Source organism: Clostridium carboxidivorans P7 (assembly GCF_001038625.1).
In the GTDB taxonomy this organism is placed as follows: domain Bacteria; phylum Bacillota; class Clostridia; order Clostridiales; family Clostridiaceae; genus Clostridium_AM; species Clostridium_AM carboxidivorans.
In genome coordinates this window covers 4842801-4859348 of sequence record NZ_CP011803.1, presented here as the reverse complement: position 1 = coordinate 4859348, position 16548 = coordinate 4842801, and the positions used below count along the sequence as shown (strand labels likewise).

The window sequence follows — 16548 nt, the reverse complement described above, 5'->3', positions numbered from 1 at the left end:
ATTTGTATGGATAGTAAAAATACTAAAGCTTCTTATATATCTAAAGGAGGCCTTTTTACAGCCTTTGGAGTTATTTGTATATATTTAAGTACATTATTACCTGTAAATAAACTTTATTTACTAGCAATAGCTTCTTGTATTATCCCACTGTCCGTAATTACAACGAATATTAAAAATGCACTAATTATATACGCTGCCACTTCAGCTCTTTCACTGCTTATATGTGGTTTTAAAATTCCAGTTATACTTTATATAATATTCTTTGGCTTATATGGTACTATAAAGTATTACGTTGAAAAAATAAGAAAAATGTATCTGGAACTTTTATTAAAATTAGTTTTCTTTAATATTGTTATGTTCTCTATGTTTATTATTTATAAGCTTTTCTTTCCTAATATACTAAAATTAAATATATCTATATATTTTATAATCATAGGTGCTCAATTTGCATTTTTAATATATGATTATGTCTTAACGCTATTTATAGATGTAATAAACAAAAAGTTTAATTTTTAAAAAACTTTTTCAATGTTGTTGACATATTTATCATATCTGATATAATATTTAATGTTGATAAAAATATTGCCCATTAGCCAAATGGTAAGGCACCTGCCTCTGGAGCAGGCATTGTGTTGGTTCGAATCCAGCATGGGCAGCCATTAAAGAATCCTTAATTTTAAGGATTCTTCTTTATTTATGATTTTAAATAATAATCCTTGACAAAATGTTTCTATTATTATAAAATTTACAATAAGTTAATTATAAAGCTTTGAAGAGGACTAGTAATATTTATATCTTCAGAAGAGAGCTGTTAAATCGGTGTAAAGCAGCGTTGATAAAATATGAACTCACCTTAGAGCTTATCTATTGAAAAGATAGATACGGTTAAAACCGTTATATTTTTGAGTGAAACCTTTATAAGGTTTAATTAGAGTGGTACCGCGGAATTTTGGCCTTTCGTCTCTTAAAAATAGACGAAGGCCTTTTATTTTATTTAAATATTGTCAAGAATAATACTATGAATTAGTAAAGCTAACAGATAAAAGTATGAAAAGGAGCGATAACATGGGGAACTATGGTACTAACATTGATGAAAAATGGCAAAAAAATTGGGAAGAGTCCGGAATTTATAAATTCGATGAAAATAATCCAGGTGAAAAACTTTATACTCTTGAAATGTTCTCTTACCCATCAGGAAGTAAACTTCATGCAGGACATTGGTTTAACTATGGACCTGTAGATTCTTGGGCTAGAATGAAGAGAATGCAAGGATTTAACGTATTCCAACCTATGGGTTTTGATGCCTTTGGACTTCCTGCTGAGAACTATGCAATAAAAACAGGAATACATCCAAAAGATTCTACTTTAAAAAACATTGAAACTATGGAAAAACAATTAAGAGCCATGGGAGCCATGTTTAATTGGGAAAATGAAGTAATTACATGTTTACCAGATTACTACAAATGGACCCAATGGGTATTTTTAAAACTTTATGAAAAAGGCTTAGCTTATAGAAGTGAAGCGCCTGTAAATTGGTGTCCTAGTTGTAATACAGTTCTTGCTAACGAACAGGTAGTTGATGGTACTTGTGAAAGATGCAGTACTGAAGTTATAAAGAAAAATTTAACTCAATGGTTCCTTAAAATCACAGATTATGCTGACGAATTACTTCAAGATTTAGATAAATTAGATTGGCCTGAAAAAACTAAGGCTATGCAAAGACATTGGATTGGTAAATCAAAAGGTGCTGAAGCTATTTTTAAAGTAGATAAATCTTCTATTGAATTTAAAGTATTTACAACTAGAGTAGATACTCTATTTGGTGTCACTTATGTAGTTTTAGCTCCTGAAAATGATCTAGTTGATGGACTTACAACTGATGAATATAAAGAGGCAGTAGCTAAATATAAAGATGATGCTAAAAAACAATCAGATATAGAAAGACAGTCTATCACAAGAGAAAAAACTGGAGTATTTACAGGCTCTTATGCCATTAACCCTATAAATGGAAGAAAGGTTCCTATTTGGGTTGCTGATTATGTTTTAAACACATACGGTACAGGAGCAGTTATGGCAGTTCCTGCTCATGATGAAAGGGATTTTGCATTTGCTACAAAATACAACCTTCCAATAGAACGAGTTATTGAAGGAGGAGATTCTCTTCCATATATTGAACATGGCAAAATGATTAACAGCTCAGAATTTAACGGTCTTTCTACCAACGAGGGTAAAGAAGCTGTAGTAAAAAAGCTTCAAAGCATAAATCTTGGCGGATGGAAAGTTAACTACAGATTAAGAGATTGGTTAGTTTCAAGACAAAGATATTGGGGAGCTCCTATTCCTATAGTATATTGCGAAAAATGTGGAACAGTAGCTGTACCTGAAGAAAATCTACCAGTTGAACTTCCATATGATGTTGAATTTTCACCTGATGGAAAATCTCCTTTATCAAAATCACCTGAATTTGTAAATACAACTTGCCCTAAGTGCGGTGGACCTGCTAAAAGAGAAGCTGATACTTTAGATACTTTTGTATGTTCTTCATGGTATTACTTAAGATATCCTGATAACAAAAATTCAGAAAAAGCTTTTGATACTGAAAAAATAAATAGACTTCTTCCTGTAGATATGTATGTAGGCGGACCAGAACATGCATGTATGCACCTTTTATATGCTAGATTTATAACTAAAGCATTAAGGGATATGGGATATTTAAACTTTGATGAACCTTTCCTATCATTAAGACATCAAGGATTAATCCTTGGACCAGATGGATTAAAAATGAGTAAATCAAAGGGAAATACTATATCACCAGATGATTACATTAAAGAATTTGGTTCAGATGTATTTAGAATGTATCTTATGTTTGGATTTGACTATTCAGAAGGTGGAGCATGGAGTGATGATGGCATAAAATCCATAGGAAGATTTGTAGATAGAATCGAAAGAATCCTGACTTCTTGTAGAGAGGTAATTAATAACTCTGAAAATGATAAAACTTCATTAGATAAAGCAGAAAAAGCATTAAACTATGTAAGACATTTTTCTATAAAATCTATATCAGAAGATGCTAGTAAATTCCAGTTTAATACTTCTATAGCAAGACTTATGGAATATACAAATGCTCTTTCTAAATATTTATCAGAGGATGTAAAAAATGCTGCTTTCTTAAAGGATGTTATAGTTGATTTTATAAAACTTCTTGCACCTTTTGCTCCTCATTTTGCAGAAGAACAATGGAATCTTACAGGTATGAATTTTTCTATATTTAATGAAAAATGGCCTGAGTTTGATTCTAATGCATTAATAAAAGATGAAGTAGAAATTGCAATTCAAGTTAACGGAAAAGTAAGAGCTAAAATAAATATAGCTACAGGACTATCTGATGATGAAATAAAAGAAATTGTGCTTAATGACGATGAAGTCAAATCCTTGATTAAAGATAAGGAATTAAAAAAGATTATAGTTGTTAAAGGTAGACTTGTAAACATAGTTGCAAAATAATAATAGAGGGCTTATAGCCCTCTATTTCAGATTGTTCATAAACCCAGCATTTTTAAAGTGCTGGGTTTAATTTTGTCTTAAATATTTATGCGGTAGCATATAAAAAGAGAATGTTATCCATAAATTGGTTAGTGAATTCTTTAAAAATTGCAAAAATAGGTGCGATAGCACCCTGGCTATCTTTTTCATATTCTGAACTGCTGCTGTTAACAAACATTGTTCAGAAACTTTTTTAATTCCACGCATGCGACAATAGCGCAGACCATGGAGATTTTTTGAATCTGCAAAGCTACGCTCGATAGTTTCTTTTCTTCTTTTATATAGCCATTTTCCTTTATCAGTCTTAGTAAATTTGATTACTTCATCCTTGTAATCTTCCCAGACATGGCGATAAACAACTTTTCTTTTGCTTTTATCTGATAAGCAATTTTCTTTTTTATTGCATTGGCTGCAGTACTCGATTTTACATACATATTCTCTATAACCATCACGGTTAGTAGTTCTATATTCTAATGCTCTTAAATCTGGACAATAATATACATCTTGTTCTTTAACATATTGGAATCTAAATTTAGTAAATTTACCTTTTACATGAGGACTACGTCTATAGCCCATAACTGCTTTTAGTTCTCGTTCAAATATTTGTTTACAAATATTATTAGTAGAATAACCAGCATCGGCTCCAACATATTTAGTTTGCAAATTAAACTTTTTAATTTGAACATCTAGTCTTTCTATATAAGGATCTACATCATTTATGTTACCAGGCGTTACATAAACATCTGTTATTATGTTATACTTTCCATCTACAGTTCTATGATCTAAATAAAAAAATCCTTTTGGTTTTCCATCCCTATGCATATAGCCACTATCAGGGTCTGTAGTACTGGTCTTAATTTCTTTAGTTTTTTCTATTTTATCTTTTTTTTTAGAGGTTGTTTTCCATGAGCTACTCTATCCTTATTAATGTCTTCTTCTAACTCATTAAAATAGTCTTTGGTTGATTGTGTAATTTGTTCTTTTGTAAACTTGTTTTTATTAGCGTTAGCTTTCAAATGTGTAGAATCTGTATATAGAATTTTACCATCTACCAATTTTTTATTTATTGCTTGAAATACAATATTATCGAAGATTTCTTGGTATATATTTGTATCCTTAAATCTTGTTATTCTATTTTGGCTTATAGTAGAATGACTTGGGATTTTATCTGTTAATGAAAATCCTAAAAACCAGCGATAAGCTACATTTACTTCAATTTCTTTCACGAGCTGTCGCTCTGATCTTATTGCAAATAAGTAACCTATAAATAACATTTTGAATAAAACTACTGGCTGAATTGCTGGTCGTCCATTATCAGGACAATAGAAGTCCTTAGTTAAATCTCTTATAAATGAAAAATCTATATATTTATCAATTTTCCTTAAGATATGATCTTTGGGAACTAAATTTTCTATATATACTAACTCTAATTGTTGCTGTGCAGAATTATTTTCTTTAATCATAATAGTTAACTCCTTAAAAAATCTGATATTATATTAATTCTACACAAAATCTTAAAATCCTTTTTGAATTTAAAAAAAGCCCTATCGGGCTAAAAATTTAAAAGGCTGCTGACAAAATATGTTTATCAACAGCCTGTAATAGAGGGCTTATAGCCCTCTATTTGTACATTTCAAGAACCTTTTCTATATTTCTTAGTAAATTAGTAAGTTCAAATACTTCCCCTTCCTCTATGAGCTTATTTAATTGAGCTTGATATCTTTTAGCTTCGGAAAATTTACCCATAGACGATAGTGTCAATATATTATTCATTATATCTGAAACAAGGCTTGACTTTACTTCGAACAACTTTTGAGCATCCTTTATTTCATCTTTTATTTCAAGCATTTGTCCATCTAATTGAAAGGCAGCATCCCCTGCATTTTTTAATTTTAATTTTATATTATCCGGTATTTCGTGCTTATATTTATAATTAAGAGAATGTTCTATAGTTGCCCAAAAATTCATTGCTAAGGTTCTTATTTGAAATTCTGCTAAAATATCTTTTTCACCATCTGCCATATTTACAGGATATTTTATAATAACATGATAACTTCTATAACCACTTTCTTTTACATTGGTTATATAGTCCTTTTCATATAATATTTGCATATCCTTTCTTCCTCTTATTATTTCAACAACCTTCTCAATGTCATCAACAAATTGGCACATAACCCTTATGCCTGCTATGTCTTCTATTTCATAATCGATTCTATCTAAAGGTATATTAAACTTATTAGCTTTTTCCAATATACTGGATATTTCCTTTACCCTTCCCGTAACAAATTCTATAGGCGAATACTCATTCTTCCTTCTATATTCCTTTCTTATACTCCTAAATTTAACTTTTAGCTCTTCAACTGCTTGCTCATAAGGTATTAAAAATGCCTTCCATTCCCCTATAGCCATATGCGCTCACCCCTATACAGTAGATTTGATGTAATCATTTCTTATATTATACTACTACTTTCGTTATTTATAACTAAAATAATATAATTTAATTAGTTTTTTTGATATAATAATCTATATAAAATCTTTTAAATAATGAAGGAGATGTTCTAATGTCAGAAAATATATTTTCCGGTTTGGAAGATTTAGGGTTTGATGATATAGATGAAATAGATTTATACCATACTAAAAAAGAAGAAGCAAAAAATGAAGAAATACTTCATTTAACTGATGAAGAAAAGCAAAAAAATTTGTTATATAATCGTGAAGTTACATGTCCCGTCTGTGGTAATGAGTTTAAAACTAAAGCAGTTAAAACCTCCGCTGCTAGAATTTTAAGAAAGGATTCTGATTCATTCATTATATTTGATGTTATAAATCCTTATTTTTATGATGTATGGATTTGTAACAAATGCGGATATGCTGCAATGAAAAGAGACTTTAATAAAATCAGAAATTCTGAAATTGAACTAGTAAAAGAAAAAATCAAACCCAAATGGCATCCTAAAGCTTATCCAGATGTATATGATGTAAACGTAGCTATAGAAAGATTTAAACTTTCTTTACTGAATTATTATGTAATAGATGCAAAAGCTAGCAAAAAGGCCATGAACTGCTTAAAAATAGCCTGGATGTACAGATTGTTAGAAGATTCGGGAAATGAAACTTTATTTTTAAAACAGGCTTTAGAAGGCTTTAATTCTGCCTATTTTAACGAAGGCTTTCCTTTATATAATATGGATAAGTTTACTTCCATGTACATCATAGGAGAATTAAATAGGCGATTAGGAAATAATGATGAAAGTTTAAAGTGGTTCAGTCAAATAATAACTGCTCAAGGCGCTCCTTCAAAGCTTAAAGACCGAAGCAGAGACCAAAGAGACTTAATAAAAGAAGCCGAAGATTTGGAAAAAAGTGCTGATAAGTTAAATAATGATGAAACTCCTGTAAAAGAAGAATCAAAACCAAAAAAAGGATTTTTTTCGAAATTTTTTGGTTAATAGATTTACTAAAAAATATTAGCTCTAACATATCCTCAAAAGAACTATTAGAGCTAATATTTCATTTCATAAAAACATAAATAAATTTATACAAAGCTATAACACTTTCTCTTGCAAAATTCTTATGGGATTAAAATTTAAGTAATCTGCTGATGTAACAACATATTGAATTCCATCAACTTCTCCTCTTACAGCTTTTGATAAAGATGCTCCATGCAAATGTCCATATACAACAAACTTTACATTATATTCCTTAAATATACTAACAAATCCAGAGTCCATGTTTTTATCATATACAGGAGGATAATGAAGCATAACAATAAAATTACTAAATCCAGCTTTTGAAGCGCTGTCCAAAGATAGCTTTAATCGTCCAAGCTCTCTTTTATATATTTTCTCATCATGATCTGAAAAATTATCTCCTCCTGGGCATACCCATCCTCTAGTACCGCATATAGCATAATCTCCATATACAAAAAAATTATTTTGTATAAACTTCATATCTTCATACATTTCATTTAATTTTGTAATACTTACCCACCAATAATCATGATTGCCTTTTACCATAACTTTCGTACCTGGCAATTTATGAATCCATTCTAAATCTTGTATTCCATTTTCTATTTTCATAGACCAAGATATATCACCTGATATAAGTACTACATCTTCTTCCTTTATCTTTTCAATCCAATTAGTTTTAATTTTCTCATCATGTTGAAACCAATTTTCACCAAATATGTCCATTGGCTTATCACCATTCAAATCTAAATGCAAATCAGATATTGCAAATAATGCCACCCAACCACCTTCTATTTTTCTATATTTTTATCTACATCCATTACATAAGCTATTACTTTCGCCACTGCATCATATAACTCAAAAGGAATGGAATCTCCTACATCTACACTGCTTAAAAGATCTGTCAGCTCTTTATCATATACTATTGGTACATTAGCCTTTTCTGCATTTTCTATTATCTTATCTGCAACATATCCCATCCCTGCTGCAGTTACAACAGGCGCTTCATACCCCTGTTCATATCTTAAGGCTGCCGCTTTTTTCCTTTTATCCATAATAACCACCTCTCAATTAATAAGGGGATTTGAAATATTATACTATATATTATAAAGTGTTAAACCTACATTGTAAATTAACTTAATACTTTAAGCTTAAACTCTCTTATCTATCAACCCTAAATTATCATCTTCAAAAAATTCTCTGCAATTTACAATATTAACTTCTTGTTTTCTTTCATTTACATATATATTTAAATTATACCCTATATCCATTAATCCATTAAAAACACGATCTTTTCCATTATCCAATATCTTAATCCAAGGACTATCGCACTTTATATTTATATCCATATTATAATTATTTACCTTTATATAGGCATCCACCACACCCATATTATTGGTGTTAACAGATGCTGCTATTTTTACATTAGTAGAGTCTATTTTCTTACCTTTTTTTCTTTCATCTTTTATCATAAGCTTGCACTGATACTCAGAATTATCTACATTTAAAGGTAAATCCATGTAATAATATGAATTTGATATAGTATTAAAAACTTTAAAATCATTCATATTCTTATCTAAAACTTGTGCAATATTACTAAATGTTTCAGGTTTTGTATCACCATTCTTTTCTAACACTTTTTGTATTATATTTTTCATTTCCTGAGTTTTTTCGCTTATTTGATCTTTTATAGCTTTTGCAATATTATCCACAATTTTTTCTTTATCAATAATATTATTTTTACTTACATAATTCTTAATTTCCTTTTCAATGGTTTCACCTGTCTCTATTTCTTTGTTTGTTATAGTCTCCTTAATTTCATTTTTACTTTGTTCTTTAACTTTATTTTCTATTTTAACTGCAGCATTACTGTTCTCTAAGTTCTTCATTTCATTTTTTGCATTACTATTAGCTATATTTTTATTATCACTTATACTTTTTTCACTATTTACGTTTCCGCCTTGATTTTCAATTGTATTTGTATAATTATTACCTTCTTTGTATTTTATGTTTTCAGCGTTATCCCCTACTACTTGTTTTTCTTGTTCAGCATTAATATAAATTTTTTCACTTTTTACATTTCCATCAGGCTGCTTTTGCATATTATCCTTTAAAACCTGCTGTTCTATATTTTTAATTTCCTTATATAAATTTCCTTTTCCCTTAAACATATCATTAAAACTTTTAATGTTATCTTCTGTTAAATCAATGTTATTCTCTGCAAAAATAAGTATATCCTCTTCTGAAAGATTCTTTAATTCATTAAAAAAACTTTTTAATGTATCTTTAATTTCTTGGCCTTTAGGACTATCTGGAAGTACATTTTTGCTCTGCATATACTTACCTATAAATGCATTTTCCTCTTCTGGATTCTGCTTTATCTTACCCATAAAATCTACTATAGTTTTCATATTTGATATATTTTCTTTTGTTAAAGGCATCTCATGCTTTATCATTTTATTTAAAAGAGGATAGTCTTCTTTATCTACATTAATACTTTTACTTTTCAATAAAAAATCTATAGAATCCTCTTCTGTGTTGCTTTTTTTATTATCAGTATTTAGTATTTTTAATTGAAGCTTTCCATCTTCAAAACCTTCTACTTGAAATCTCATCAATCCTTGTGGTAATATATCTACACCACTTTGAAGCTTTGCTGAAAATTGCCATCCATCTAAAAGCTTTAACAAAACTTCTCCTGTTAATTTATCTAAATTCATAATTCTAGCTGCAAAATTCTGTCCAACTTCAAAGGATAATTTGCTAAACATTCTCTTGGTATTAACATTATAGGTACTATTTATATTCCATATACCTGCCATAGTATTCACCTCTTTTTTATTATCGTATGTAAGTAAAAAAAAATCCAGAGTTACCTGGATTTTTTATATTAATTATTCTTTGCAAGTTGTGTTTTACTTCTTTTTTCTTCATGAAGAATTGGCGATACACTTTTATACATAACAAATGTTAAACAAGATAATATTATTCCTTTAATCAAGTTAAAAGGCATAATTGCTAAAACTACAAAACTATTTAGGTCTTTTATATTTGGATTTATCTTATTTCCCATTGCTACTATAGCACTTATAGGGAAATGAAGCACCGTTTCATATAAAGGCAATAATATAAAGTAATTTAAAACACTAGCTGCCAATGACATTGCAACTGTTCCTACAGCTAAACCAAATATAGCTGTTCTTCTACTTTTATTTTTATTATAAATATATCCAGCTACTACTACCAAAATTGATCCTACTGCAAAGTTTGCTAATTCTCCTATAAAAGCTGTTCCTCCAACAAATAAACCATGAAGCAAATTCTTCAAAAATTCTATAGATATACCTGCTACAGGTCCTAATGCAAAAGCTCCTACTAAAGCTGGTAAATCACTTATATCGATTTTCAAAAAACTTGGAAATAATGGTGTAGCTACCTCTATAAACATAAGTATAAATCCGATTACCCCAAGTAAAGACACCTTAACCAATCTGTTTAATTTTTCGTTTTTCATTTTTACCATCCTCCAATTAAATTTAAAAACTTAAAATAAATTCATCTTCTTTGGGATTTGATTTTTAGATGTATAATGGCATAAATAAAACCCTGATATAAAATACCAGGGCGAATAAACATTATACTTTATCTTCTTCCATCCAGACTTTACTGTCGGCTTCGGAATTACACCGAATCATACCTATTTAAGGCTCGCGGGCTATAACCGCCGGTGGGGAATTTCACCCCGCCCTGAAGACTAATTTTATTAACTTTTATGTTTATATTATAGTACAAGTTTTTTTAAAATTCAAGTAATATACTAAAATAATCTAAATTCATTATTTACTAATAATTACTTTTTCATAGTTAAAGCTATTCTTTTCCTTTTTTCATCCACTTCAATCACAGTTACTTCAACTATATCTCCAACTTGAACTACATCTAAAGGATGCTTTACAAATTTATCCGATAACTGACTTATGTGTACAAGTCCATCTTGATGCACACCTATATCAACAAAAGCTCCAAAATCCGCTACATTTCTTACTGTTCCTGTAAGCTGCATACCTGGTTTCAATTGAGCCATATCTATAATCCCAGTTTTCAATACAGGCTTTGGCATTTCTTCTCTCGGATCTCTTCCTGGTTTTTTCATTTCCTTTATTATATCTTTAAGCGTAGGAACACCTATTTCCAATTTTTTTGCTAATCCTTCAATACCTATATTATCTACTCTTTGATCTATATCTGATAATTTTACATTTTTCAAATCTTCTATTGTATATCCTAATGTAGTTAATAAAGCCTTAGCAGCTTCATATGATTCAGGATGAACTGATGTATTGTCTAAAGGTTCTTTGCTTTCCATAACTCTTAAAAATCCTGCGCATTGCTCAAAAGCCTTAGCTCCTAATCTTTTAACCTTTAAAAGTTCCTTTCTACCTTTGAACTTACCATTTTCTTCTCTATAGCTTACAATATTCTGTGCTATTGTTGCATTTACTCCTGAAATATAACTTAAAAGTGATGGAGTCGCTATATTTAAGTCTACTCCTACACTATTTACACAATCCTCTACAATACCTTTCAAAGATTCATCTAATTTTTTAGGTGCAACATCATGTTGATATTGTCCTACACCTATAGATTTAGTATCTATTTTTACAAGTTCAGCTAGTGGGTCTTGAAGTCTTCTTCCTATGGATATAGCTCCTCTCAAGGATACATTTATATCTGGATACTCTTTAGCTGCCAACTCAGATGCTGAATATACTGAAGCTCCAGCTTCTGACACAATAACATAATAAAGCTCTTTGTTTTTTTCTTCTTTAACTTCTTTTATTAATCTTACAATAACTTCCTCAGACTCTCTACTAGCAGTACCATTTCCCAAAGATACAACACCTACATCATATTTATAAACCAATTCTTTAAGTGTCTTTATAGCTCCTTCTACATCATTTTTAGGCACTGTAGCATATACTGTAGATGTATCCAGCAGTTTACCTGTATCATCTAGTACAGCTATTTTACATCCTGTTCTAAATCCAGGGTCATAGCCCAATACTGCTTTTCCTTTAATAGGAGCCTGCATTAATAATGCTTTTAAATTAGCCTTAAATATCTTTATAGCTCCTTCTTCTCCTATATCCGTAAGTTCAGTTCTTATTTCCCTTTCAATAGATGGATATATAAGTCTTTTTAACGAGTCCTTTATACTTTCTTCTATATAAATATCTGTATTATTATTTCCTTTCAAGCACTGAGATTTTAAATAGACAATTATTTTTTCCATGTCTGCAGTTACTTTAACTGAAAGTATCTTTTCCTTTTCTCCTCTGTTTATCGCAAGTATTCTATGAGCTGGAATACTTTTTACAGCTTCCTTATAATCATAATACATTTCATAAGGAGTAGTTTCATTTTCCTTATTTTCTCCAGTTGTTTCTATAAGTCCCTCATTTTTAACTAAGTTTCTAATCCATTTTCTATATTCAGCAGTATCAGATATAATTTCACTTATTATATCCATTGCACCTTGCAGTGCTTCCTCTTCTGATTTTACTTCCTTTTCTTCATTTATAAATTCACTGGCATATTCTTTTATGTCATCTTTAAACTCACCATTCCATATAGCTTCTGCTAATGGTTTTAAACCCTTTTCTGCTGCTATTATGGCTCTTGTTCTTTTTTTAGGTTTATATGGTCTATATATATCCTCTATTTCGGTTAAGGTATCGCATTTCATTATAACTGTTTTTAATTCATCTGTAAGCTTACCCTGTTCATCTATAAGCCTTATAACATCTTCTTTTCTACTCTCTAAGTTTCTCAAATATGTAAGTCTTTCAAATAGATTTCTAAGAGTTACATCATCCATATTACCAGTTGCTTCTTTTCTATATCTAGCTATAAATGGTACAGTATTTCCTCCATCCAAAAGATCTATTACACTTTCAACATCTTTCTTATTTAAATTAAGTTCTTCTACCAATCTATCTACTATATTTTTCATATTACTTATACTTGCCTCCAACCTTATTATCTTAATTTAAGCACCCTAAAACAGTAATAAATAAGGGTGCTTACTACAAACATTAAGCTACTATAAGTAGCAATTTTCATTTTATTTTAAAAATAACTAATAATATATTACACCACCAACATGGTATTTGGCAAATTAATATAAGTTAACAACTTCAAATAATATTAAACTCTAGTAGTTTCTTAAATCTACTGTGTTACTGCCTTTTTATTATTTTTAATAAATAAACATATTATTACAGCAACAATAAGTACTCCTACTTCAATTGCAAAAGTATGTCGTACTCCTAAAACTAATGCTAAAGCTTGCTGCTTAGAATCATTAGGATTACTTGCAGTCATTAAATAATTTCTTTGATAAGCAGACATAATAGCAACGAATAAAGATGTTCCAAATGCCCCTGCTATTTGTTGTAATGTGTTCATTATAGCAGTACCATGAGGATAATATTCTGGTGGTAACTGATTTAAACTATTAGTTTGAGTTGGCGTATTTATCAATCCAACAGCTACTAATGAAAGACAATGCAAAATAATTATTGTTGGAATAGTTATGCTAAGTGACAAACTTCTAGAAAATATAAAAAATACAATAGTTGAAATAATATATCCTGGAAGAATCAATACTTTAGGACCAAACTTATCATAAAGATGTCCTGAAATAGGTGATACAATTCCATTAATAAGTCCACCTGGTAACATGACAAGCCCTGCTGTAAAAGCTGCTAATCCCAACGCTCCTTCAAGAAACATTGGCAAAAGAAGCATAGTTGCAAAGTTAACCATATGCATAATTATAATAAGTATAGTTCCCAAGGTGAACATTGGATACTTGAATGTACGCATATCTAACATAGGTTGTTTCATATGCAATTGACGTAATACAAATATTGCTAGTGCAATACATCCAACAATCATAGGAACAACCATTGTAGTATTAGATGCTCCTCCTATGTTACTAACTCCATATATAAATCCACCAAAGCCAATAGTTGATAATACAACCGATACAACATCAAGAGTTGGATTTGATAACTCTGTTACATTCTCTATATAAATATACCCAAGTATAAGTGCAATAACAGAGAAAGGTGCTATGGCAAAAAATAACCATCTCCAATTAAGAGATTGTATGATTAATCCCGAAAGAGTTGGACCAATAGCAGGCGCACAAAACATAACAAGATTAAATATTCCAAGTGCCTTTCCACGTTTTTCTATAGGATTAATAATTATTAAGGTATTTATTATATTAGGTATTAAAACACCTGTTCCTACAGCTTGAATTAATCGTCCTACTAACAAAATTGAAAAAGCAGTAGAAACTCCACATATAATTGTTCCAAGTATAAATATAACTACAGAAGCTAAAAATAATTGCCTTGTCGTAAATTTCTGAGTAAGAAAAGCTGAAATAGGTATAGAAATACCCATAATAAGCATATACCCTGTGCTTAACCACTGAACAGTATTTGCAGTTACACTAAACTGCACCATTAGGTTTTTTAATGCCATGTTTAATACTGTTTCATTTAACATGCAAAGAAATCCAGCAGTTATTAGTGCTATACTAATTGGCACTACTTTAAAAACTTTTTGTTCATATTCAATTTTCTCTATTCTTTCTTCCATTATATCGATCTCCTATTAAAATATTTTTCAATTACTTTTTATTACATTGTTTTATTTTTTGTTCCTCAGTACACATATTTTCATTAATTTTACTAAGAACACCTACAAACAGATCCAATTCATCTTTTGGAATACCACATATCATATTTTTAAATAATTTTTCAATAAAAGGATACACTTCTTCCTTAACTTCTTTACCTTTATCAGTAGTGTAAATTAAAAAAGCTCTTCTATCTTCAGGCGACTTTTTTCTTATAATCAAACTTTTTCTTTCTAAAATATCTAATATTCTTGTTAATGTTGCCTGATCTTTTTCTACTTCCTTAGATAATAATTTCTGATTAATTCCTTCTTTCTCAACTAATTTTAATAATACTGCCCATTGTTCTGTAGTAATATCATATTTTTCAAGGTTTATAGATAAATATCTTTGTATTTTTTTATTGACATAATTTATGGACATTCCAATGGATTTATCTAGAGATGTAATCATTTTCTCCTCCTTTATATGGCACGCTAATATTTGTTATAAAAATAATTGTTATACTAATAATATGTTAATCATTTATATTTGTCAAGCAATGTAATCGTAGCCAATAAATCAAATAATAAAAACCCATAACTTTGTTTCTCTTGCATGTGCAAATAAAACAAGTTTATGAGTTTTCATAAGTCATGTCATAAGTACATCATAAATATGCTTATGATGTTCAAACACTTTAATTATATTGTTTTAAATATTCATTTATAAATTGATCTATATCTCCATCCATTACTGCATTAATATTTCCGCATTCTACAGATGTTCTATGATCTTTTACCATAGTATAAGGTTGGAATACATAGGATCTTATTTGACTTCCCCATCCCATGTCTTTAAGTTCTCCAGTTAAATCTTCTATTTTTTCTTTATGAGCCCTTTCTTTAAGCTCTGCAAGCTTAGCTTTTAACATTCTCATTGCTTCTTCTCTATTATGATGCTGACTTCTTTGATTTTGGCACTGTACTACAATTCCTGTAGGAATATGAGTTATTCTAATGGCTGATTCTGTCTTATTTACATGTTGTCCTCCTGCGCCACTAGACCTATAAGTGTCAACTTTTATATCATCCGGCTTTATATCTATATCTTGATTATTAGTTAACTCTGGCAATACTTCGATAGATGCAAATGAAGTCTGTCTTTTTCCATTAGCATTAAAAGGTGATATTCTAACCAATCTATGAATTCCCTTTTCTGCCTTTAAATATCCATAGGCAAATTCTCCAATTATTCTCAAAGTGGCACTTTTAATTCCTGCATCCTCTGCTGGTAAAATATCTACAGTTTCTATTTTAAACCCTTTCTTCTCTGCCCATCTTGTATACATTCTGAGAAGCATTTCTGTCCAATCCTGAGCATCAGTGCCTCCAACACCTACATGAATATCCATTATAGCATTATTCTTATCATATTCTCCAGAAAGTAATATTTCAATCCTAAATCTTTCTGTTTCATTGTCAATCTCTTCTACTTCTCTTATTATATCCTTTGATGAAGAAAGGTCATTTTCCTCTATTGCAAGCTTAGTTAAAAATTCAGCATCCTGAATTTTAGTTTCAAGTTCTTTATACTTATCTAATCTAGATTTAAGGAATCTTTCTTCACTTGTTATTTCTTGTGCTTTATCTGTATCATTCCAAAAGTTAGGTTCCTGCATTTTTCTTTGTAATTCTTCTATTTTATTTTTAGTGCTCTCTATGTCAAAGTGAATCCCTAATTTCTTTTATGATTTCATTTAAATTATTCAAAGAACTTAATACTTCTTCTAATTGAATTACCACTTAATCACACTTCCTTTTATATAAATATAAGAAAAACTTT

The 16548-nt window shown here is 29.7% G+C and carries 13 protein-coding genes, 1 tRNA gene, 1 riboswitch and 1 other annotated feature; of the genes, 4 read left to right on the top strand and 10 right to left on the bottom strand.

All coding sequences use genetic code 11. The features are described 5' to 3' along the window. Positions 1-6 precede the first annotated feature (6 nt). The 3 genes from Ccar_RS21920 to leuS all read left to right on the top strand — a co-directional run bounded on the left by Ccar_RS21920 (position 7) and on the right by leuS (position 3504). Entirely contained in the window at positions 7-516 is a 510-nt protein-coding gene (locus tag Ccar_RS21920) for a hypothetical protein (RefSeq protein ID WP_007064010.1), read from the top strand. 67 nt (positions 517-583) lie between these two features. Then, a tRNA-Gln gene (locus Ccar_RS21915) sits at positions 584-659 on the top strand. A 101-nt stretch (positions 660-760) separates the two neighbouring features. After that, positions 761-968: a binding site (T-box leader), on the top strand. 97 nt (positions 969-1065) lie between these two features. Then, entirely contained in the window at positions 1066-3504 is a 2439-nt protein-coding gene (gene leuS, locus Ccar_RS21910; RefSeq protein WP_007064009.1) for a leucine--tRNA ligase, read from the top strand. Positions 3505-3570: 66 nt separating this feature from the next. On the opposite strand, the gene Ccar_RS21905 is transcribed toward leuS, so the two are convergent. Both Ccar_RS21905 and yjbM read right to left on the bottom strand, forming a co-directional pair. Beyond that, positions 3571-5006 (bottom strand): IS1182 family transposase gene (locus tag Ccar_RS21905; RefSeq protein WP_416101003.1). Its coding sequence is split into 2 segments (ribosomal slippage): positions 3571-4424 and positions 4424-5006, totalling 1437 coding nucleotides; the frame shifts between segments, so codons are not numbered across the junction. 157 nt (positions 5007-5163) lie between these two features. Next, positions 5164-5952: a GTP diphosphokinase gene (yjbM, locus tag Ccar_RS21900; RefSeq protein WP_048030430.1), complete on the bottom strand. Its 789-nt coding sequence runs from the start codon at positions 5950-5952 to the stop codon at positions 5164-5166. A gap of 152 nt (positions 5953-6104) precedes the next feature. On the opposite strand from yjbM, the gene Ccar_RS21895 reads away from it, so the two are divergent. Continuing rightward, entirely contained in the window at positions 6105-6992 is an 888-nt protein-coding gene (locus Ccar_RS21895; protein ID WP_007063856.1) for a DUF2225 domain-containing protein, read from the top strand. Between the two features lie 96 nt (positions 6993-7088). On the opposite strand, the gene Ccar_RS21890 is transcribed toward Ccar_RS21895, so the two are convergent. The 8 genes from Ccar_RS21890 to prfB all read right to left on the bottom strand — a co-directional run bounded on the left by Ccar_RS21890 (position 7089) and on the right by prfB (position 16508). Beyond that, positions 7089-7790, bottom strand: coding sequence for a metallophosphoesterase (locus tag Ccar_RS21890; protein WP_007063857.1), 702 nt, complete (start codon positions 7788-7790; stop codon positions 7089-7091). Positions 7791-7801: 11 nt separating this feature from the next. Beyond that, positions 7802-8065, bottom strand: coding sequence for an EscU/YscU/HrcU family type III secretion system export apparatus switch protein (locus Ccar_RS21885; protein ID WP_007063858.1), 264 nt, complete (start codon positions 8063-8065; stop codon positions 7802-7804). Between the two features lie 96 nt (positions 8066-8161). Next, entirely contained in the window at positions 8162-9832 is a 1671-nt protein-coding gene (locus Ccar_RS21880) for a ring-infected erythrocyte surface antigen domain-containing protein (RefSeq protein WP_048030428.1), read from the bottom strand. Between the two features lie 68 nt (positions 9833-9900). Then, on the bottom strand, positions 9901-10524 hold the full coding sequence (locus Ccar_RS21875) for an ECF transporter S component (RefSeq protein ID WP_007063861.1): 624 nt from the start codon (positions 10522-10524) through the stop codon (positions 9901-9903). 126 nt (positions 10525-10650) lie between these two features. Further along, positions 10651-10769, bottom strand: a riboswitch (FMN riboswitch). Between the two features lie 91 nt (positions 10770-10860). Continuing rightward, positions 10861-13023: a Tex family protein gene (locus tag Ccar_RS21870; RefSeq protein WP_048030426.1), complete on the bottom strand. Its 2163-nt coding sequence runs from the start codon at positions 13021-13023 to the stop codon at positions 10861-10863. Positions 13024-13241: 218 nt separating this feature from the next. Next, complete coding sequence (locus tag Ccar_RS21865) at positions 13242-14684, bottom strand: MDR family MFS transporter (protein WP_007063863.1); 1443 nt, start codon at positions 14682-14684, stop codon at positions 13242-13244. Positions 14685-14715: 31 nt separating this feature from the next. Beyond that, a complete protein-coding gene (locus Ccar_RS21860; RefSeq protein WP_007063864.1) occupies positions 14716-15177 on the bottom strand; it encodes a MarR family winged helix-turn-helix transcriptional regulator in 462 nt (153 codons plus the stop codon). A gap of 226 nt (positions 15178-15403) precedes the next feature. Beyond that, positions 15404-16508 (bottom strand): peptide chain release factor 2 gene (gene prfB, locus Ccar_RS21855; protein WP_156184593.1). Its coding sequence is split into 2 segments (ribosomal slippage): positions 15404-16444 and positions 16446-16508, totalling 1104 coding nucleotides; the frame shifts between segments, so codons are not numbered across the junction. Positions 16509-16548: the final 40 nt, after the last annotated feature.